The organism is Pseudomonas sp. RV120224-01b, assembly GCF_003208145.1.
Lineage (GTDB): Bacteria > Pseudomonadota > Gammaproteobacteria > Pseudomonadales > Pseudomonadaceae > Aquipseudomonas > Aquipseudomonas monteilii.
The window spans coordinates 1-18,326 of the sequence record NZ_QKMQ01000020.1 but is presented as its reverse complement, the minus strand read 5'-3'; the positions used below and the strand labels follow the sequence as shown (position 1 = coordinate 18,326).

17 protein-coding genes are annotated in these 18,326 nt (G+C 63.2%); 12 read left to right on the top strand and 5 right to left on the bottom strand.

Annotation, left to right across the window (positions count from 1 at the left end):
• The first annotated feature begins 2 nt into the window (after nt 1-2).
• The 8 genes from gspF to N436_RS24200 are packed head-to-tail and all read left to right on the top strand — an operon-like array spanning nt 3 to nt 5,469.
• Nucleotides 3-1,208: a type II secretion system inner membrane protein GspF gene (gene gspF, locus N436_RS24235; protein ID WP_110742142.1), complete on the top strand. Its 1,206-nt coding sequence runs from the start codon at nt 3-5 to the stop codon at nt 1,206-1,208.
• A gap of 1 nt (nt 1,209) precedes the next feature.
• Nucleotides 1,210-1,656 carry a type II secretion system major pseudopilin GspG gene (gene gspG, locus N436_RS24230; RefSeq protein ID WP_060498038.1) on the top strand — a complete coding sequence of 149 codons (447 nt, stop codon included), beginning with the start codon at nt 1,210-1,212 and terminating at the stop codon, nt 1,654-1,656.
• Entirely contained in the window at nt 1,653-2,117 is a 465-nt protein-coding gene (gene gspH / locus N436_RS24225) for a type II secretion system minor pseudopilin GspH (protein ID WP_110742141.1), read from the top strand. Before gspG ends, gspH begins: the two co-directional genes overlap by 4 nt.
• Nucleotides 2,095-2,478, top strand: a complete 384-nt coding sequence (gspI, locus tag N436_RS24220) for a type II secretion system minor pseudopilin GspI (RefSeq protein WP_256590024.1) — start codon at nt 2,095-2,097, stop codon at nt 2,476-2,478. The genes gspH and gspI overlap by 23 nt, the downstream gene beginning before the upstream one ends.
• The gene (gspJ, locus tag N436_RS24215; RefSeq protein WP_110742139.1) at nt 2,465-3,043 is read left to right on the top strand and encodes a type II secretion system minor pseudopilin GspJ; all 579 of its coding nucleotides are present in this window, start codon (nt 2,465-2,467) and stop codon (nt 3,041-3,043) included. The genes gspI and gspJ overlap by 14 nt, the downstream gene beginning before the upstream one ends.
• Nucleotides 3,040-3,897 carry a general secretion pathway protein GspK gene (locus N436_RS24210; protein ID WP_110742138.1) on the top strand — a complete coding sequence of 286 codons (858 nt, stop codon included), beginning with the start codon at nt 3,040-3,042 and terminating at the stop codon, nt 3,895-3,897. The genes gspJ and N436_RS24210 overlap by 4 nt, the downstream gene beginning before the upstream one ends.
• Nucleotides 3,890-5,002 carry a type II secretion system protein GspL gene (gene gspL, locus N436_RS24205; protein ID WP_105946428.1) on the top strand — a complete coding sequence of 371 codons (1,113 nt, stop codon included), beginning with the start codon at nt 3,890-3,892 and terminating at the stop codon, nt 5,000-5,002. The genes N436_RS24210 and gspL overlap by 8 nt, the downstream gene beginning before the upstream one ends.
• Nucleotides 4,999-5,469: a hypothetical protein gene (locus tag N436_RS24200; protein WP_110742137.1), complete on the top strand. Its 471-nt coding sequence runs from the start codon at nt 4,999-5,001 to the stop codon at nt 5,467-5,469. The genes gspL and N436_RS24200 overlap by 4 nt, the downstream gene beginning before the upstream one ends.
• A 10-nt stretch (nt 5,470-5,479) precedes the next feature.
• Here N436_RS24200 and N436_RS24195 read toward each other — a convergent pair whose 3' ends face one another.
• The gene (locus tag N436_RS24195; protein ID WP_256590028.1) at nt 5,480-6,664 is read right to left on the bottom strand and encodes an MFS transporter; all 1,185 of its coding nucleotides are present in this window, start codon (nt 6,662-6,664) and stop codon (nt 5,480-5,482) included.
• Between the two features lie 165 nt (nt 6,665-6,829).
• On the opposite strand from N436_RS24195, the gene N436_RS24190 reads away from it, so the two are divergent.
• Nucleotides 6,830-7,729 carry a LysR family transcriptional regulator gene (locus N436_RS24190; RefSeq protein WP_110742135.1) on the top strand — a complete coding sequence of 300 codons (900 nt, stop codon included), beginning with the start codon at nt 6,830-6,832 and terminating at the stop codon, nt 7,727-7,729.
• A 76-nt stretch (nt 7,730-7,805) separates the two neighbouring features.
• Entirely contained in the window at nt 7,806-8,579 is a 774-nt protein-coding gene (locus N436_RS24185) for a ParA family protein (RefSeq protein WP_105946424.1), read from the top strand.
• Here N436_RS24185 and trxC read toward each other — a convergent pair.
• The 4 genes from trxC to N436_RS24165 all read right to left on the bottom strand — a co-directional run bounded on the left by trxC (nt 8,576) and on the right by N436_RS24165 (nt 15,732).
• A complete protein-coding gene (gene trxC, locus N436_RS24180) occupies nt 8,576-9,010 on the bottom strand; it encodes a thioredoxin TrxC (protein ID WP_110742134.1) in 435 nt (144 codons plus the stop codon). The two genes, N436_RS24185 and trxC, sit on opposite strands and share 4 nt — an antisense overlap.
• A gap of 129 nt (nt 9,011-9,139) precedes the next feature.
• Nucleotides 9,140-10,600 carry a protein adenylyltransferase SelO gene (gene selO, locus N436_RS24175; protein WP_110742133.1) on the bottom strand — a complete coding sequence of 487 codons (1,461 nt, stop codon included), beginning with the start codon at nt 10,598-10,600 and terminating at the stop codon, nt 9,140-9,142.
• 45 nt (nt 10,601-10,645) lie between these two features.
• Nucleotides 10,646-13,954 (bottom strand): mechanosensitive channel MscK, encoded by a 3,309-nt coding sequence (gene mscK / locus N436_RS24170; RefSeq protein ID WP_025752287.1) that lies wholly within the window; start codon nt 13,952-13,954, stop codon nt 10,646-10,648.
• A 35-nt stretch (nt 13,955-13,989) separates the two neighbouring features.
• On the bottom strand, nt 13,990-15,732 hold the full coding sequence (locus N436_RS24165; RefSeq protein WP_105946421.1) for a potassium/proton antiporter: 1,743 nt from the start codon (nt 15,730-15,732) through the stop codon (nt 13,990-13,992).
• A 179-nt stretch (nt 15,733-15,911) separates the two neighbouring features.
• Here N436_RS24165 and N436_RS24160 point away from each other — a divergent pair, with 179 nt between their 5' ends.
• Together N436_RS24160 and N436_RS24155 are read left to right on the top strand one after the other, a co-directional pair.
• Nucleotides 15,912-17,948, top strand: a complete 2,037-nt coding sequence (locus N436_RS24160; RefSeq protein ID WP_110742132.1) for a dermonecrotic toxin domain-containing protein — start codon at nt 15,912-15,914, stop codon at nt 17,946-17,948.
• 133 nt (nt 17,949-18,081) lie between these two features.
• The coding region (locus N436_RS24155; RefSeq protein ID WP_256589893.1) for a transposase at nt 18,082-18,326 on the top strand (245 nt) is incomplete at its 3' end.

The window sequence follows — 18,326 nt, the reverse complement described above, 5'->3', positions numbered from 1 at the left end:
GCATGGCGGTTTTCCGGTATCAGGCTCAGCGCATCGATGGCACGCGTCAGCGCGGCACGCTAGAGGCAGCCAGTGCACGCCAGGCCCGACAGCAGTTGCGCGAGCAGGGCTGGTCGGTATTGGTGATCGAAGAGGTACAGCCGTCGCCCTTTGCCGCGCTGACTGCACGCAACCGCCTCTCGCTCGTGCAGCGTTGCCTGCTGACACGACAGCTGGCAACACTGTTGCAGGCCGGCATCCCGTTGACTGAAGCATTGCAGGCGGTGGCTGCGCAGAGCGGCCAGCGTCTGGTCAGGCAGGTGTTGCTTGGTGTGGCTGAGCGGGTCGCCGAAGGTAATACCTTTGCCGATGCGTTGGCACATTACCCCTCGGCATTCCCGTTGGTCTACCGCGCCACGGTCGAGGCGGCAGAGCGTTCAGGGCACCTGGCCGGCGTACTGGAGCGGCTGGCTGAGCATGGCGAGGATCAGCGGGCACTGCGCCAGAAGGTGCAGTTGGCGATGCTTTACCCCTTGATCCTGACGGTCGTGGCACTGCTGGTGGTGGGGTTTCTGCTTGGCTATGTGGTGCCGGACGTGGTGCAGGCCTTTGCCCGCGACCAGGCGCAGTTGCCACTGGCAACGCAGGTGCTGATCGCACTCAGCGATGCCTTCGGCCGCTTTGGGCTGTTGGCCTTGCTGGTGATGCTGGCAGGCGCTACAGCGGTCGTCTTGCTGTTGCGCAAACCCGCCAGACGAAGGCAATGGCATGCCATGGTCCTGCGCATACCCGGTTACGCCGGTTTTGTGCTGGCCAGTGAAGCCGCGCGTTTCATCAGCACCCTGGCAATTCTGGGGCGCAGCGGCGTCGTGCTGGTCGATGCCATGAACATCGCAGCCGGCGTGGTGGGCAATCTGGTGCTACGCGATCGCTTGCAAGCCGCTGTGCGTGAAGTGGGCGAAGGCGCAACGCTGGCCCATAGCCTGGCACGTAGCCAGACCATGCCTGACCTGATGCTGCACATGATCGCCAGTGGCGAGCGTGCCGGGGAGCTGGACGGCATGCTGGAACGTGCCGCCGATCTTCAGGCCAGGCAACTGGCAGGTCGTATAACCCTTCTGGTGAGCCTGTGTGAACCCCTGATGCTTTTGGTGATGGGCGGCATCGTGCTGTTCATCGTGCTGGCCATCCTGCTGCCCATTCTCAACCTCAACCAACTGGTCAACTGATATGTCCTATGGCTTTGCACGCCGCGCGCAACGCGGTTTCACGCTGATTGAAATCATGGTGGTGGTGATCATCCTGGGGGTACTCGGTGCCTTGGTGTTACCCAATGTGATGAGCCGTCCGGACCATGCCAAGCTCACCGCAGCGCGTACCGATATCCAGTCCATTGCCACAGCGCTGGAAATCTACCGCCTGGACAATGGGCGCTACCCCACCACGGCTCAAGGCCTGGAGGCGCTCGTCCGGCGTCCAACCCTGGCGCCACTGCCCCGGCAGTGGAGCGCCCAGGGTTACCTCAAGCGTCAGGCGATGGACCCGTGGGGGGCACCTTATCAGTACGCCAACCCAGGAACGCGATCAGGCCAGGGGTACGACTTGTTCTCTTTGGGGGCCGACGGCCAGCCCGGTGGTGAAGACGCGGATGCCGATATCGGTAACTGGGCCGAATGAGGCAGAACCGGTCGAGGGGCTTCACCCTGCTTGAAATCATGCTGGTGCTGCTGCTGGTGGGCGTTGTCCTGGCCATGGCCGGGCTACAGGTGGGGCAGGGGCCCCAACGGTTGGCACGGCAGGAAGCCGCCCTGTTTCTGCAACTGGTCCAGTACGCCAGGCAGCAGGCGGTCCTGGAGGGGCGGGATTTGGCTGTGCACGTCGACCCCCGCGGCTATCAGCTAGTGAAGGGTGAAGGGCACAGCGTGGCAGCGCAGGGGCAGCGCCGGGACACCGGGCTGGACCTGCATCTGGAAATCGACGGGCTGGCAGTGATGCCCGGCAAGCCGGAAGGCGCTGCGCAACTGGTGTTTTCCCGTAGCGACGAGCACACCCCGTTTTCGTTGTCATTCCATGAGGCTGGCGTCAGCCTGGCCCAGGTATCAAGCGATGGCCTCAATGACCCCTGGCTCGAACGTTGAACGTGGGTTTACGTTGCTGGAAGTGCTGGTGGCGCTGTCTGTTTTTGCCGTGCTGGCTGCTGCTGTGACCACCGCCAGCCAGCATGTGCTGGAGCAGTCGCAGGGCCTGCGTGACCGGCTGTTCGCCAGCTGGATTGCCGATAACCACCTTGCTGAACTGCGTCTGCACGCGCCTGCGGCTGCACAGCGGCGTACCCTGGAGGTCCGGTTCGATGAGCGGGGCTGGTGGTTGGTCGAGGCGAGGCATCCTCTGGCTGATGCGCCCCTCGTCGAAGTGAACGTGAGTGTCGGTTTGGCGCCGGATCGGCAGCCACTTCATCACACAGTGGGCTGGCTGGAGGTTGTCGATGGTGTGCCGTGAGCCAGCCTGTACCCAACGCGGCTTTACCCTGCTGGAGTTGTTGCTGGCCGTCGCCATCTTCGCCTTGTTGGCGGCAGGCACCAGCCAGTTGCTGGCTGCATTCACCCGGGCCGATGCAGCGCGCCAGGCCCACGCCGACGAACTGCGTGCCTTGGGGCGGGCAATGAGTGTGATGCAGCGGGATGCACTGCAAGGGTACTGGCCCGCGAGCGGCAAGAACGGCACGAGCCACGGCATCCTGTTGACGCCGCATCGGGTGAGCTGGTTGTTGGGTGCCGAGCGTGATCGGCAGCCCTTGCCGCGCAGCGATCTGAGGGTTGTCGAATACTGGCTGGAAGACGGTGTGCTGTGGCGCCAGCGGCGTACTTTGGAGCATGGGCAGGTACGCCCGCAGCGCGTGCTCGACGGTATTGTGGAATTGCGCTGGCGTATGTATGGCGCAGAGGGTGGCTGGGTTTCCAGCTGGACGGCTGCGCAGCCGCCACAGGCGCTCGAAATCACGCTTTCGACCCGGCGTTTCCAAGGCATACGCCGCGTGCTGCCAATGGCGGGGGCAAGCCTGTGAAGAACACTCGGCAGCGTGGTGTGGCGCTAATCACCGTGCTGTTGGTCATGGCGCTGCTGACTGTGCTGGTTGCCAGCATGTTGCGTAGCCATCAAGGCATGCTGGGTAGCGTCAGGCAGCAAATCGATGCCTCGCGCCTGCTGCAGTTGGCGCATGCGGGGGAACGCCAGGCCTTGGTGCAACTGAAACAGCAGGCTGCAACCCTGCTGCAAGTGACCCATGGTGGTCAGCCTTGGGCGAAAGCCCGGTTGTTGGACCTTGAGCAGGGGCAGGTTCGCCTGCGTCTGGAAGACCTTTCCGGGCGCTTCAACATCGCTGCGCTGACCGCACGGAAAAATCTCGACCCTGTGCTGCTAGAGCGTTGGCAGCGGTTATGCCGTGCGCTGCAGATCGAGGCGCCAGTGCTGGATTCACTGGCAGGCCAACGCATGCTCGACCCTAGCCAGTTGCGCACCCTGCCAGGGGTTGATGATGACGTGATGACACGCCTGCGGCCATGGGTCGTGGCGTTGCCTGTGAATGCGGGGCTCAACGTCAATACCGCCCTGGCGCAGGTGCTCGAAGGCCTTGAAGGCGTGGAAGCATCCACGGCCCGGCGTTTGATAGGCGAACGGCCCGAAGAGGGTTTTGCCAGCGTTCAGCAGTTTCTGGCGCAACCGCGTCTGGTCGGTCTTGGTATCGACAGCCATGGACTTTCGGTGACCAGCCGCTGGTACCGCTTGGAGGTGCGCGCAGCGCTGGCAGGCAATGTTGGGTACCTGTACAGCGACCTTGAGATCGACCTGAACACGCATCAGGTGCGTGTGTTGCGTCGTGTTTTTTCTGCACAGCCGGAGCAAATGCCAGATGAGTGATGTTTACCTGTTTCTACTGGCGGAGGGTATGGCCGCAGCCGACGGGACATGGCCGGTGCTTGTGCGCACAGCGCAGGGGCAGCTTGACCGGTCAACGTTGGGCGATCTGCCGCCAACACTGGCCGATGCTGGCGTGGTGCTCGTCCTGCCGATGGAGCTGGCAGGGTACTGCAGGGTTGGGCCAGTGCCGGGCAGGCGCCCCGGCCGGGAGGCGTTGGGCTATGCGGCCGAAGAGCAGTTGGCAGCACCTTTGGAGGCCTCGCACCTGGCGTTCGGGCCAGAGGATGATGAGGGGCGGCGAAAGGTGCTGGTGATAGCGCTGGAGCGCCTGCGCCCGCTGATGTCGCTGCTGCTTGAGCAGGGTATCGACCCGGTCGCGGTGCACGTCGATGCCGACCTGCTGAGTGCCGCACAGGCGTGTGCCCTGTGGTTCGAGGGGCGCTGGTTGCTGGGAGGCACCGAAGGTGCGCGCCTTGCGGTCAGTGCCCAGGCTGCTCAGGTACTGAAGCAGAGCCATGCGTCGATACCTTGGATGGCCGAGGCAGGGGCAATGGGTGCGCACTGCTGCGATCAGGAGGTCGACAGTGCTGTGGAACTGCTGGTGCAGGGTAAAACTGGCGCCGTGGACCTGCGCCAGGGCACCTTGCGCCGACGGCGCAGTGCGCCGGCATGGCAAGCGATGGCAGGTAGTGTGGTGCTGGCATTGCTGATGGTTTGCCTGGCTGAATACTGGCGAACCGAGTGGTTGATGCGTCAGGTATCACTGCAGCACACCGACAATGTTCGGGTGCTGCAACGCTGGGCGCCTGAACCGCTGGCCGGAGGCGATTTGGCCACGCAAATCCGGTTGCTGGAACACATGCCCAGGCAGTCGACTGCTGTGGAGCAGCTTGCCCAGTTCTCCGAGCAGCTGGTCAGCAGCGGTAATCTGGTGATTGAACGAGCGGAAACGACAGCCGGGCAGGGCTGGCGTGTTGATGTCATCGCTCAAGGCTTTGACGATCTCGAACGGTTGGGGGAGCGTGTTGCCGGCATGCGGATGGAACAGGGGCGACAGACTGCCCAGGGCGTGCGGGCAACCCTCGCCTGGCAGGGGGCAGAATGAAAAATCTCAACGAGCATGCATGGGTTCGCCAGTGGAAAGAGATACCAGCAGGCCGGCGTGCGCTGTTGAGTGCAGCGTTGTGGGGCCTGCTGTCGATCGTGATCTGCCAGCTTCTCTGGTTGCCCGGGCAGGCTCGCATGCAGCAAGCGGAACAAGCGCTGGCGCGTGAGCATGAGCTGGCGGCCACATTGCAGCGAATAGTACAGGGGCCGCGCCGGTCGCCAGGCGCCGTCGAGTTGCTGACACCGGCTGGGCTGAATGAGCGTGCCAAGGCGGCAGGGGTCCACATCGTCAGCCTGGAAGCCAAGGCAGGGCAAGTGGATGTCGGCCTGGAGGGGCCCGTCGCCGCAGTGCTGGCCTGGCTGCACGTACTGGAGCATGACGGTGGCGAAGCGCTGAACATCCAGTTGCAAGCCGAAGGCGAGCTGCTTCAGGCGCGCTTGGTGATGGCGCTGCCCGAAGCTTGAGCACGGGCGCCTATCCCTTGGGAGGCAGCTTGCTCAAGTGCAAGGCCACCAGCAACGCCACCGCAAGCAAGCTGCCAATGAACAGCCCGATGCCATTCCAGCCCCACTGGTGCCAGAACACCCCGCCTGCCGTACCCGCCACGCTCGAGCCTGCGTAATAGCTGAAGAGGTACAGCGACGACGCCTGCCCCTTGGCCTTCAGCGCCCGGCGCCCGATCCAGCTGCTGGCCACCGAGTGCGCACCAAAGAAGCCGAAGGTGAACACCAGCATGCCGACGATCACCATCGCCAGCGGGCTGGCCAGGGTCATCAGCAAGCCACCTGCCATCACCACGATACTGGCCCAGAACACCTTGCGCCGGCCCAGCTTGTCCGCCAGTGCGCCGACCTGCGCCGAGCTGTAGATGCCAGACAGGTACACCACCGACAGCAGGCCGACCAGTGCCTGGTTCATGTGGAAGGGCTCAGCCAGCAGGCGGTAGCCGATGTAGTTGAACAGGGTGACGAAGGCCCCCATCAGCAGGAAGGCTTCAAGGAACAACCAAGGCAGGCCGGCATCCTTGAAGTGCATGACAAAGCCGTCCAGCAGGCTGCGCGGGTTCATCGACTGTGGGCGGAAGTTGCGCGATTCGGGCAATACCTTCCAGAACACCAGCGCGGCCACCAGCGCCAGGCCGCCGATGGTCAGCATCGCCGTGTGCCAGCTGACGAAGTCGATCAATACGCCCGTGATGAGCCGCCCACTCATGCCGCCAATCGCGTTGCCCCCGATGTACAGGCCCATGGCCAGGCCGATGTGCTGCGGGTGAATCTCTTCGCTGAGATAAGTCATTGCCACTGCCGCCAGGCCACTCAACGACAGGCCGACCAATGCGCGGGTGGCCAGTACCAGTTCCCAGCTCGGCATCACTGCGCTGGCCAAGGTGGAGAGGGCGGCGCAGACCAATGCAAAGACCATCACCGGCTTGCGCCCGATGCGGTCAGAGATAGGGCCGGTGATCAACAGGCCGAACGCCAGCATGGCGGTGGACACCGACAGCACCAGGCTGCTTTGCGCCGCGTTGATGGCAAATTCCTTCGACAACAGCGGCATCATCGGCTGCACGCAGTACAGCAGGGCGAAGGTGGCGAAGCCGCCGCTGAACAGGGCCAGCACCGTCTTCATGAAGGCGGGGGTGCCTTTCTCGATCCACATTTCGTTCAGGGGGGCAGGTTCTGGCTCGGCGGGAAGGGGGGCTACAGCAGTTTTCACGGGCGGGTACCTCTGGCGCAATGAAAAAAGCATATAGCTGGCTAATGATTAGATCCAATATATTGTTCGACCTATTTAAGATGTTTTGCGACCTGTTTGGAGCCAACTATGGAACTGCGCCATCTGCGTTACTTCATCGCCGTGGCCGAAGAGCTGCACTTTGGCCGTGCCGCGCAGCAGCTGGGCATTTCGCAGCCGCCGCTGAGCCAACAGATCCAGGCCCTGGAGCAGGAACTGGGGGCTCGCCTGTTCGAGCGTACCAACCGTCGGGTGGAACTGAGCGAGGCAGGGCGGTTATTCCTTGAGGAAGCGCGTCAGGTGCTGGCGCAGGTGGAGAAGGCGGCCGATGTGGCCCGGCGTGCTCAGCTGGGAGAACTGGGCGAGATGAAGATCGGCTTTACCTCGTCGGCACCTTTCACCTCGAAGATCCCCAAGGCCATCCATGCCTTTCGCCAGCGCTTCCCGGCGGTGCACCTGAACCTCAAGGAAATGAGCAGCCGTGATGTCGCCGAAGGGGTGTTCGATGAATCCATCGAAGTCGGGTTGATGCGGCCGATGCCGTTGCCGGAAGGTTTGGTGGCCACGGAGTTGTTCCGCGAGCCCCTGGTGGCGGTTATCAACGCTTCGCATCCGCTGGCGGAGGGCTCTGAGCAGGGTGTGTACATGGCGGCATTGACCCATGAGCCGTTCGTGTTCTTCCCGCGCAGTTACGGCAGCGGCCTGCATGCGCAGTTGCTGAGCCTGGCACGACAGGCGGGTTTCAGCCCGCACTTTGCCCAGGAGGCGGGGGAGGCGATGACCATCATCGGCCTGGTGTCGGCAGGGCTCGGGGTGTCGGTGTTGCCGGCGTCGTTCCAGCGCATGCGCATCGAAGGGGTGGTGTATCGCACGCTGCTGGATGAGGGGGCGATGTCGGCGGTGTGGTTGGTGCAGCGCGAGCGCGGTCATTCGGTGATGGCCAAGGCATTTGCCGAGCTGTTGACCGGGCAGGTGGTCGGCCAGGGCTGATGCCGGTCAAATGGCACTGGCCATTGCCGCAGTGCCGCCACATACTCGGGCATTCGTTGAAACACGGAGGTCAATCATGCGGCGCGTGGTGTTCAATCAGAAAGGTGGCGTGGGCAAGTCGAGCATTGCCTGCAACCTGGCGGCGGTCAGTGCCAATGAAGGCTATCGGACCCTGTTGATCGACCTGGATGCCCAGGCCAACTCGACCCAGTACCTCACCGGCCTCACCGGCGAGGACATCCCCATGGGGATTGCCGACTTCTTCAAACAAAGCCTGTCCAGCGGGCCGTTCAGCAAGAAGAACAAGGTCGATATCTACGAAACCCCGTTCGATAACCTGCATGTGGTTACCGCCACGGCAGAACTGGCTGACTTGCAGCCCAAGCTTGAGGCCAAGCACAAGATCAACAAGCTGCGAAAGCTGCTGGACGAGCTGGATGAGGATTACGACCGGATCTACATCGACACCCCACCAGCGCTGAATTTTTACGCGGTTTCTGCACTGATCGCCGCCGATCGCGTCTTGATTCCCTTCGACTGCGACAGTTTCTCACGCCAGGCGCTGTACGGCCTGTTGGCCGAGATCGAAGACCTCAAGGATGACCACAACGAAGACCTGCTGGTCGAAGGCATCGTGGTCAACCAGTTCCAGTCCCGCGCCAGCCTGCCGCAGCAGATGCTCGACGAACTGCTGGCCGAGGGCCTGCCGGTGCTACCGGTGTACCTGGGTAGCTCGGTGAAGATGCGTGAATCGCACCACGCCAGCCTGCCGCTGATTCACCTGGAGCCAAAGCACAAGCTGACGCAGCAGTTTGTCGAGTTGCATTCGTTGCTTGAGGAGAATGCTTAAACCCCCTGGCTGCGCACCCACTCCAGCAACGACTGAAGTGGGAATGCCCCGGCCTGGCGGCTGATTTCGCGGCCGTTCTTGAACAGCAGCAAGCTGGGGATCGAGCGGATGCCCAGTTGCCCGGCGAGGTTGCGGTTGGCTTCGCTGTCGAGTTTGGCCAGGCGGCAGCGACCGGCCAGTTGGCGGGCGGCTTGTTCGAAGGTGGGGGCGAAGGACTTGCATGGGCCGCACCAGTCGGCCCAGATGTCGACCAGCAGCGGCAGGTCGCCTTTGATCTGGCTCGCGTAGCTGGCTTCGGTGAGCTCGAAAGGGGTGCTCAGCAGCACATCCTGTTTGCAGCGGCCGCATTTCGGGGTGTCACCCAAGCGCTCGGCCGGCAGGCGGTTGAGGCCGTTGCAGTGGGGGCAGGGGATTACCAGTGGGTCAGACATGACAACTCCAATATGGCTATCACAATTTCCTGTGGGAGCGGGTTTACCCGCGAAGAATTCGACGCGGTGAATGGCACCGGCTGCGCCGGTGTTCGCGGGTGAACCCGCTCCCACAGGGTTAGGCGTTATTCAGGAAGAGCAGCTGATTTCCAGGTGCTTGCCCCACTCAGGCGGGCGTTCGGCGTAGGCCTGCATTCCAGACTGTTCCTCGAACGGTCTGCTCAGCACCTGATGCAACCGCCGCACTTCACTGTAATCCCCCGCTTCAGCCTCTTCGATGGCTTTCTGCGCCAGGTAATTGCGTAGCACATACAGCGGGTTCACCGCATGCATCCGCTCACGGCGGCCTTGGGCATTAACCGGCTCGCGCTTACAGCGGGCCAGGTAATCTGCGCCCCATGCGTCGAAAGCGGCCAGGTCGATGAAATCATCACGCACTACGTTCAGCGCCTCGGCAACCGGCTGTTCGCCCAGTTTGCGGAAGAACAGGCTGTAGTCCACGCCACCCCGCTGCATGCATTGCAGCAGGCGCTCGACCAGCGCAATGTCGTCATCCTCGGCAGTGGTCAGGCCCAGGCGGCGACGCATGAGGTCCAGGTAATGGGCCTGGTACAGCGGCAGGAACAGGCCCAGCGTTTCTTTCAGGGGCTCCACCTCGATCACCGTGGTCAGGGCCTGGGCCAGCGCGCTGAGGTTCCAGTGGGCGATGGGCACCTGATTGGCGTAGCTGTAGCGGCCGCGGTCGTCAGAGTGGTTGCAGATGAAGTTGGCGTCGAAGTCGTCGAGGAAGGCGTAGGGGCCGAAGTCGAAGGTGATGCCCAGGATCGACATGTTGTCGGTGTTCATCACCCCGTGGCAGAAACCATAGGCCTGCCAGCGGGCGATCAGTTCGGCATTGCGCTCGACGATGGTGCGAAACATGGCCAGGTACGGTTGCTCGGCATCCTGGCATTCAGGGTAATGCTGCTGCAGTACATGGTCGATCAGCACGCGCTGCTGCTCGGGCTGTTTGGTGTAGTAGAAGTATTCGAAATGGCCGAAGCGCACATGGCTCTGCGCCAGGCGGGTAAGCATGGCAGCGCTTTCGCGGGTTTCGCGCCATACCGGGGTGCTGGAGCCGACTACGCACAGCGCACGGCTGGTGGCGATGCCGAGGGCGTGCAGGGCTTCGGAGGCGAGGAACTCGCGGATCGACGAGCGCAGCACAGCACGGCCGTCGCCCATGCGCGAATACGGGGTCTGGCCGGCCCCCTTCAGGTGCAGGTCCCAGTGTTCGCCTTTGTCGTTGAGCACTTCGGCCAGCAGCAGGCCACGGCCATCGCCCAGGCGTGGGTTGTAGGAGCCGAACTGGTGGCCGGAGTACACCATCGCCCGTGGGTCGGCTTCTTCCCACAGTTTGTGGCCGCTGAACAGCTCGGCGAACACCGGCAGGTCGGCCTGGGCGGGGTCGAGGTCGAGCAGGGCCATGGCCGACTCGCTCGCGACGACCAGGCGCGGGTCTGCGATGGGTTCGGGCAGGACCTGGGTGGAGAACGCATCGCCCAGGCGGGCGAAGCGGTTGTCGAAAGTGAGTTGGTCGAGGGCTTTCACGGGCTGCTCCTGAGATTCAGCACAGAATAAAGCATTCGAGCCCACTCAGGCCGGTGCAGTGCCATCCGGTTTGGGCTGCTCCATCGGAATCAACTGCTGTTTGCCGCCGTTGGGGTCCATCAGGAACACCTCGACTTGGCGTACCGAGATCTTGATGTTGTGCGCCTTGAACTCCCGGCTGATGTAGCGGTTGATCTCGTCCAGCGTCGGGTTGCGGTCGCCCAGGTCGCGTACGTGCATGCGCAGCTCGTGGTCCAGCGAGCTTTCGCCGAAGTTGAGGAAGTACACGATCGGTTCCGGGTCCTTCAGCACCCGTGGGTTCTCATGCGCGCCCTTGAGCAGCAGGTCGCGTACCAGGTCCAGGTCGGAGCCGTAGTCAATGCCCAGTTTCAGCGTCACCCGGGTGACCGTGTCGGTCAGCGACCAGTTGATCAGCTGGCCGGTGATGAAGGTCTTGTTGGGGACGATGATGTCCTTGCGGTCGAAGTCGGTGATGGTGGTGGCGCGGATGCGGATCTTGCTGACCGTGCCGGACAGGTTGCCGATGGTGATGGTGTCGCCAATGCGCACCGGGCGCTCGAACAGGATCATGATGCCGGAGATGAAGTTGGCGAAGATTTCCTGCATGCCGAAGCCCAGGCCCACCGACAGTGCAGCCACCAGCCATTGCAGCTTGTCCCAGCTCACCCCCAGGGTGGACAGGGTGCTGACGATACCGACGCCGACGATGGTATAGGACAACAGCGTGGTGGTGGCGTAAGCGCTGCCCTGGGCCAGGTTCAGGCGTGACAGCACCAGAACCTCCAGCAGGCCTGGCAAGTTGCCGGCCAGGGCGAACGTGATGCCGACGATCACCAGCGCACCCAGCAGGTCGCCGAGGCTGATCGGTACCATGCTGGCGGCGGCGCCGGTGCCGCTGGTGTATTCGTAGAGGACGAAGTTGTTGAGGTAGGCGAACACCGAGATCAGGTCTGCCCACACCCAGTACAGGCCGGCGATGAAGCCGCCGAGCAGGGCCAGGCGGATCAGGCGCAGCGACTGCTGGTTGACCTGCTCGATGTCCAGCGTCGGCTCTTCGGTGATGACTTCGCCATCCAGCCCTTCCTTGGCTGCAGCCCGCTTGCTCAGCGCCCGCTGGTAGGCCAGGCGCCGTGCCGCGACCGACAGGCCACGCACGAATGCAGCCTCGATCACCAGCCAGAACAGCAGCAGGTACAGGGTGTAGATCAGCCGGTCGGTGAGTTTCAGCGCGGTGTAGTAGTAGCCGAAGCACACGGCGACGAACAGGGCGATGGGCAGGGCGGTAAAGGCCACGCCCACTGCCTTACGGAACAGTGATGTGTCGCGGTGTGCCGGGCTGCTGAGCAGCAGGCGGCTGAGCAGCCAGGCCATCAGTGCGTAGCACGTCAGCACCACGCCGATCCCCAGCACGTCGTCGGCCAGCGCCGATGGCTGGTGCTCGGCCACCGCCACCACCCCGACCAGCGCCAGTACCACGGTGCCCAGGCGGCGCACCCAGCCGCGCAGGAACTCGACCTGAGGCTTGTGCCAGCGAAAGTGGATTTCGGCCACGCCACCCGGGGCGAGGATGCGGTAGGCGGTGTAGAACACCAGCCAGGCCTGGGCCAGTTGCCAGAGGGCGGCGCCCAGGTTGGCGTTTTGCCCGCGGGCGTCGATCTGCAGGGCGTAGCTGCACAGCGCCAGGCCAAGGCTGACCGGCATCGCCAGCAGGATATTGATGAGGATTGCCTGGGGCGTGTGCCATTGGCTGTCACGGCGGAAATGGCCGATGTCCTGGTGCACCTTGCCCAGCCGTTGGTACAGGTACTTGCGCCGCCACAACAGGGCGCCAATCACCAGCAGCAATGGCAGGAACAGCAGCGGGCGCTGGCTGAGGCCGTCGGCCAGCTCCTTCAGGCCCGAACCCCACGGCAGGTTGGCGACCTGGTCAGCCAGGCGCTCTGGCACATAGCTCAGCCAGTCCCAGTCCAGCGGCTTGTTGCTGGGGATCCAGAACATCTGCTCGTCGAGGGTAGTGCGCAGGCTCTGCGCGGTGCCCAGCAACTGCTTCTGATTGAGCTGCAGGGTGATCGATTCGTTCAGCAGCGCCGACAGCTCGCGGTTCAACCGCTCCAGCAGGTCGCTACGGTTGATGGCCACTTCCAGCAGGGCCTTGCGCAGCTGAGGCGTCACCTCTTCCTGCGGTTGGGCGGCCAGCAGCTTGTCGACATAGGTGACCGGGCTGCTCATTTGCTCGCGCTGCTGGTTGACCTCGAACTGGTACAGGCGGGTGTCGGCGATCTGGTCGGCCAGGTCGCGGTCGACCTTCAGGTGCGGCAGGGTCTGCTTCTGCTTGTAGAGGATCTTGGACAGCAGCAGGCTGCCCTTGAGCACGTTGATCTGCTCGTCCAGCGCCTGGTCGGCCTGGGTCAGGCTGTCCAGTTGCTGCTTGGTGCGCAGGTTCTGCTGGGTCAGTTCGTTCAGGCGGTCGGTGCTTTTCAGCAGGTAGTCGGAAAGCTTGAGGTTAAGCGCGCTTTCGGTGGCCAGCAGGCTGCTGCCGCCGGCCTTCTGGGCTTCGATGGACTGCTGGGTTACCGCCTCCTGGGACTGGGCCAGGCGCTTGTCGTTGATCAGGGTCTGCAGGTCCTGGATTTCCTGCTCCAGGCGTGTGGCGCGTTCGATCAGCAGGTCGTGGCGGGCGTTGCCCAGGTCTTGCAGCAGGCTGTTGCCGGCCAGTTCCTGACGGCGCAGCAGGGTCAGCGCATTGAGCGAGGCCAGCTCGGCATTGAGCTGGTTGCGCTGGTCGGCGTTGATGGATTTGCCGCCGTCCTTGCCGGTTTTGAGGATGTTGTTGATCTGCTGGGTACGGGCCTGGCTGTTGCTGATTTCGGCCTGGGCGCGTTCCGGGCGGGTTTGCGAATTGATGATCAGGCTGTTGGCTTCGGACAGCGCCTTTTGCAGCTCGCCCTGTTGGGTGTTGCGCTCGCTGAGCATCTGCTCAAGCTGCGGCACGCTCAGCGTGGCATAACGCTGGGCGACGGGCTGGGGCTTGCTTTCCTTGAGCCTGGCGAGCTCTTTCTGGCTGTCGCTGGTTTCTTTCGGGGCCCCGGCCAGCTGCTGCTTCAGCGCGGCAAGCTTCTTCTCGCTGTCTTCCTTGCTGGCGAGCTGGCTCAAGGTCTGTTCGAGCACCTGCTGCAGGGCCTTCTGGTCGGCCTCGGGCAGCTTGCGCTCAGCGATCTTGTCGAGGCTGTTCTGGATGCTGGCGGTGGTCGGGGCCTCTGCGGCAGTGGCCGCAAAGGAAAGGGACAGGCACAGCCCGAGCAGGGCTGTGCGAAGGTACACGCGCAGGGACATAGGCAGACTACTTGTGGATCCGGCAGAAACGAAGTTTAGAGGAACAATCCTGGTCCGGGTCGCGTTCCTTCGGGGAATCTGACGCCCACTTTCTGGATCTTGTTCCCGTCCATGGTCGCCACGGTCCAGATCGTGCCATGCCATTCGACCTGGTCACCTACTACTGGAGCGCCTCCGACCTTCTGTCGGATGAACTGCGCCAACGGCATTTTCGCGTCCAGGCCATCGAGTTTCAGGCCGTACAACGCTGCCACCGCGCCCAGTTCGGCATCGCCTTCGAGTACGAAGTCGCCGAAGAAGCGCAGGTCCAGGCCACGCTGTGGCGCCTGGCTGAACAGTTTGCCCAGGGCCGGCAGGTTGTGCTCGTGGCCGATCACGCAGAGCATGTCGCCTACTTCCAGGACGGTACTGCCCGACGGGTGCAGCAGTTGCTCGTTACGGAACAGGGCGGCAATCCGCGTGCCTTCGGGCATTTTCAGCTCGCGCAGGGCGGCGCCGATGCACCATTTTTCGGCACCCAGGCGGTACACGAACAGCTCCCACTCGCTGGTGATGTGCACTTCCAGGGCAGAGCGGGAGATCGGTGCCGGGTCTGGCGGTACGGTCACTTTTAGCAGCTTGGCCATCCACGGCAGGCTGGTGCCTTGCACCAGCAGCGACACCAGCACGATGAAGAACGCCAGGTTGAAGAACAGCTGGGCGTCCGGCAGGCCGGCCATCAGCGGGAACACCGCCAGAATGATCGGTACCGCGCCGCGCAGGCCGACCCAGGAAATGAAGCCTTTCTCGCGGCCATGGAAGGCCTTGAAGGGCAGCAAGGCTGCGACCACCGACAGCGGCCGCGCCACCAGGATCATCCACAGCGCCAGGCCCAGTGCCGGCAGGGCGATGGGCAGCAGGTCGTGCGGGGTGACCAGCAGCCCCAGCACCAGGAACATGCCGATCTGGGCCAGCCAGGCCATGCCGTCGAGCATGTGCAGGATGCCGTGGCGGCTGCGGATCGGCTTGTTGCCCAGCACCAGGCCGCACAGGTACACGGCGAGGAAACCGCTGCCGTGCAGGGCGTTGGTCAGCGAGAACACCACCAGGCCACCAGCCACCACCAGGATGGGGTACAGGCCGCCAGCCAGGTTGATGCGGTTGACCAGTTGCAGCATCAGCCAGCCGCCACCCAGGCCCAGCAGGCCGCCGATGCCGAACTCGCGCAGCAGGTGGGTGAGCAGGCTCCAGTGCAGGCCAGTCTGGCCGCTGGCGATCATGTCGATTAGGGTGACAGTGAGGAACACCGCCATCGGGTCGTTGCTGCCCGACTCGATTTCCAGCGTGGCGGTAACCCGCTCGTTCAGGCCTTTGCCGCCCAGCAGCGAGAACACCGCCGCAGCGTCGGTAGAGCCGACGATGGCGCCGATCAGCAGGCCCTGGATCAGGCTGAGGTTGAACAGCCAGGCGGCGACCAGGCCGGTGAGGGCGGTGGTGATCATTACCCCGACCGTGGCCAGCGACAGCGCCGGCCACAGTGCCACGCGAAAGCTTGCCACCCGTGTGCGCAGGCCACCGTCGAGCAGGATCACGGCCAGTGCCAGGTTGCCCACCAGATAGGCGGTGGGGTAGTTGTTGAAGATGATGCCGCCACCATCCACACCGGCGACCATGCCGACGGCGAGGATGATGACCAGGATAGGGATGCCCAGGCGCGACGACAGCGAGCTGACCAGGATACTTGCACCCACCAGCAATGCGCCGATCAGGAACAGGCTATTGATGGTGCTTGCATCCAAAGGCAGGTACTCCGAAACAGCGGGGGAAGGGACTTGGTAGCGGATTTTTCAGCAAAAGCTAGCAGGTCGCGTGCCAATCGATTCTAACCTGAGGCTGATGCGGGCTGTAAAGCGATACCGCATCGTTGCTGTGGCTTGCGGATGTAGTGGTGCCCCCCACAGTCAGGCAGCCGAGTAGCATGAACGATAAACAACTCCTCCCTCTTGCCCAGGTGGCCCAGCGCCTGCTCGGGCAATTTCCGGATTTGCACGGCCTGGCGCGCCAGGCGGCGGGCCATGTGCTGCGCCAGCAGCTGGGATACTGGCTGGACCCGGACACGCTCTACTGGCATGAATTCCAGTCGGCGGCCAGCAGCTCGCGCAGCTACACCGGCTGGCGCCACCGTGGGCCGCCACGGCGGTCGCTGAGCCTGACCGAGCTGGTGATCCAGCGTTTCAGCCCTCAGCAGCAGACTGCTGCAGATGCGTTGAGTGTTTACGGTGGTTTCTACCGGGTAGATGCCAGCCACGCGCACTATGACGAGCGCAACGAAGTGCGGCTTGACCCGCAGCGGGTGCTGAAGGCGTTCTGGCAAATGGATTTTGCGGGGCGCTACAGCGAGGCACTGAGCCGTTTTCGTGAGCAGCGTGGCGAAGATTACTGCGTACTGGCCCGCGCCCGCTTTCTTGCCGCTGTCGGCCAGTCCGTGCTGAGCGAACTTGAGCGGCGTGAACTGCTTGCGGCAACGCTGCGTGTGACGCTGCTGCCGAGTAGCCTGAAAGCGCTGCGCGAGGATTATCCTGCAAATGCCCGGGGTGGCTGGCGTTCGCTTTCCAGCAGCGACCCCGGTGTCAGGCCGCTGTTCCTGTACTCACTCAAGACCGGCAGGCAGTGCGTCTATCTACCCGATGCGCAGAATGTGCTGGTGGTCTTGGACGATCGCGCAACGCTCCAGGCCTGGATAGAAGCACATGTGGCCTCGAATGACACGCAGCGGCAAGCTGTTGTGGGTGACCTGTTTATTCATGTTCGTGAGATGTTCATGGATCAGCTGACCCATGAGGCCCACGAACGGCTGACCACCAATGCACAGTTGCGCAAGGCTGAATGGCTGGCTGGGTTGCAGGCTGCAAGCATGTTGATTGCGCCTATGGCGCCACTTGGTTGGCCAGTGATCCTGACGTCGCTTGGCCTTGGCACGGCAAGCCTGGTACTGCACCTGGACAGAGCAATCAATGGCAAGGTTGCCTGGCGCACGGCAGCCTGGTGGGCAGTGCTTGTGGATGTGCTGTTCATCCTGCTCGATGGGGCAATGCTGCGGGCCAGTGAGTTGTTCGCCGATGCCCGGCTACCGCCACGTGTGGCTGGACTAGCGCAAACCCCCGCTGCTGCAGTGGACTGGGAGCGTTACATGGCACCGGCTGCAGATGAGTTACTGGCCATGTCGGACCAGGCGTTGGCACGGCAGGAAGCCCTGCTGGGGACGGTGCCTTGGGCCGATCTCGATAGCGTGAGTGCGAGCGGCACTTATCTCGATGCTTTTGGTGAGCCCTACCCGGTTTACCGCGATGAGCACGGTTTTGGCTCGGCCGCCATTGCCGAATACACCAGCTCGCCGGAGCGCTACAACAACTTGTGGCAAGGTTTGCCTTTGGAAGGCTCGCGTGCCGAGAGCATCCGGCGCAGCCACGACCTTGCACATGCGCTTGGGCAATTAGGCGTGAACAATCAAGTGCGGCTGTACCGTGCGGCGTCCGGCCTGCGTGGTTCTGGCATACCGACGACAGGCGAGGGTGCCCTTGCAGTGGGCGACGTGTTGGTGACCAGCGATTTCACGTCGTTCACAGAAAACCCTTATGCCCTGTGGGAGGTGTTCAACGACCCGCAGACCCAGGCGAGCGGCAAGGGGGCTTTTGGCGACAATGCGTTGGTGTATGTGCTGGAGCCGGGTGAGGACGTGCAGGCAACGCCGATCGGGCCGTTCTCAAGGCGTCCGGACGAGGCGGAGTCGCTGATGATGCCGGGGCGTTATTTGCAGGTTGAAAAGCTGACGCCGGTGAAGGGAGACAATCATCGTTTCATGGAAGTGTGCCTGAAGGCACTGGCGCGGGCGCCGGAGGGGGCGAGGGTGCGTGAGATGCGCACGGGGGCGTTGTTTGATCGCCAGGTGATGGCTGAGCGGTTGGGTGTGGAGGATGACGGGTTGATGCGTACGTTCTTTGCGCTACCGACCTGAAGCAAAGCGGGGCTGCTGCGCAGCCCATCGCCGGCAAGCCGGGCTCCCACAGTGATCGCGCAATGCTGAAGACCTGCGCAGTATCTGGACTGCCCCCAAGAAGTTGGACACCAATCCAACCCTTGGGGGATTTATGGGCAAATACTCAGAGCAGTTCAAGCTCACGGCGATCACGGCCTATCTGGAAGGCAGCAACGGCTTTCGCAAAGTGGCCCGACACTTGGGCATCGATTTCAGTTTGCTTCGGCGCTGGGTTGCCAGTTACCGATCCACCGCCAGCCTCAGTCCCCGCCCACATGGCCAGCGCTACACTGAGGACTTCAAACGGCAGGTACTCAAGCACATGCTTGAGCATCGACTCTCGCTGCGCCAAACAGC

Coding starts and splice junctions, on each gene's coding strand:
- gspL (WP_105946428.1), top strand. CDS start 3,890: ATGAGTGATGTTTACCTGTTTCTACTGGCGGAGGGTATGGCCGCAGCC.
- N436_RS24185 (WP_105946424.1), top strand. CDS start 7,806: ATGCGGCGCGTGGTGTTCAATCAGAAAGGTGGCGTGGGCAAGTCGAGC.
- gspF (WP_110742142.1), top strand. CDS start 3: ATGGCGGTTTTCCGGTATCAGGCTCAGCGCATCGATGGCACGCGTCAG.
- gspI (WP_256590024.1), top strand. CDS start 2,095: ATGACCCCTGGCTCGAACGTTGAACGTGGGTTTACGTTGCTGGAAGTG.
- N436_RS24195 (WP_256590028.1), bottom strand. CDS start 6,664: ATGTGGATCGAGAAAGGCACCCCCGCCTTCATGAAGACGGTGCTGGCC.
- N436_RS24190 (WP_110742135.1), top strand. CDS start 6,830: ATGGAACTGCGCCATCTGCGTTACTTCATCGCCGTGGCCGAAGAGCTG.
- N436_RS24160 (WP_110742132.1), top strand. CDS start 15,912: ATGAACGATAAACAACTCCTCCCTCTTGCCCAGGTGGCCCAGCGCCTG.
- gspJ (WP_110742139.1), top strand. CDS start 2,465: ATGGTGTGCCGTGAGCCAGCCTGTACCCAACGCGGCTTTACCCTGCTG.
- N436_RS24200 (WP_110742137.1), top strand. CDS start 4,999: ATGAAAAATCTCAACGAGCATGCATGGGTTCGCCAGTGGAAAGAGATA.
- gspG (WP_060498038.1), top strand. CDS start 1,210: ATGTCCTATGGCTTTGCACGCCGCGCGCAACGCGGTTTCACGCTGATT.
- gspH (WP_110742141.1), top strand. CDS start 1,653: ATGAGGCAGAACCGGTCGAGGGGCTTCACCCTGCTTGAAATCATGCTG.
- mscK (WP_025752287.1), bottom strand. CDS start 13,954: ATGTCCCTGCGCGTGTACCTTCGCACAGCCCTGCTCGGGCTGTGCCTG.
- trxC (WP_110742134.1), bottom strand. CDS start 9,010: ATGTCTGACCCACTGGTAATCCCCTGCCCCCACTGCAACGGCCTCAAC.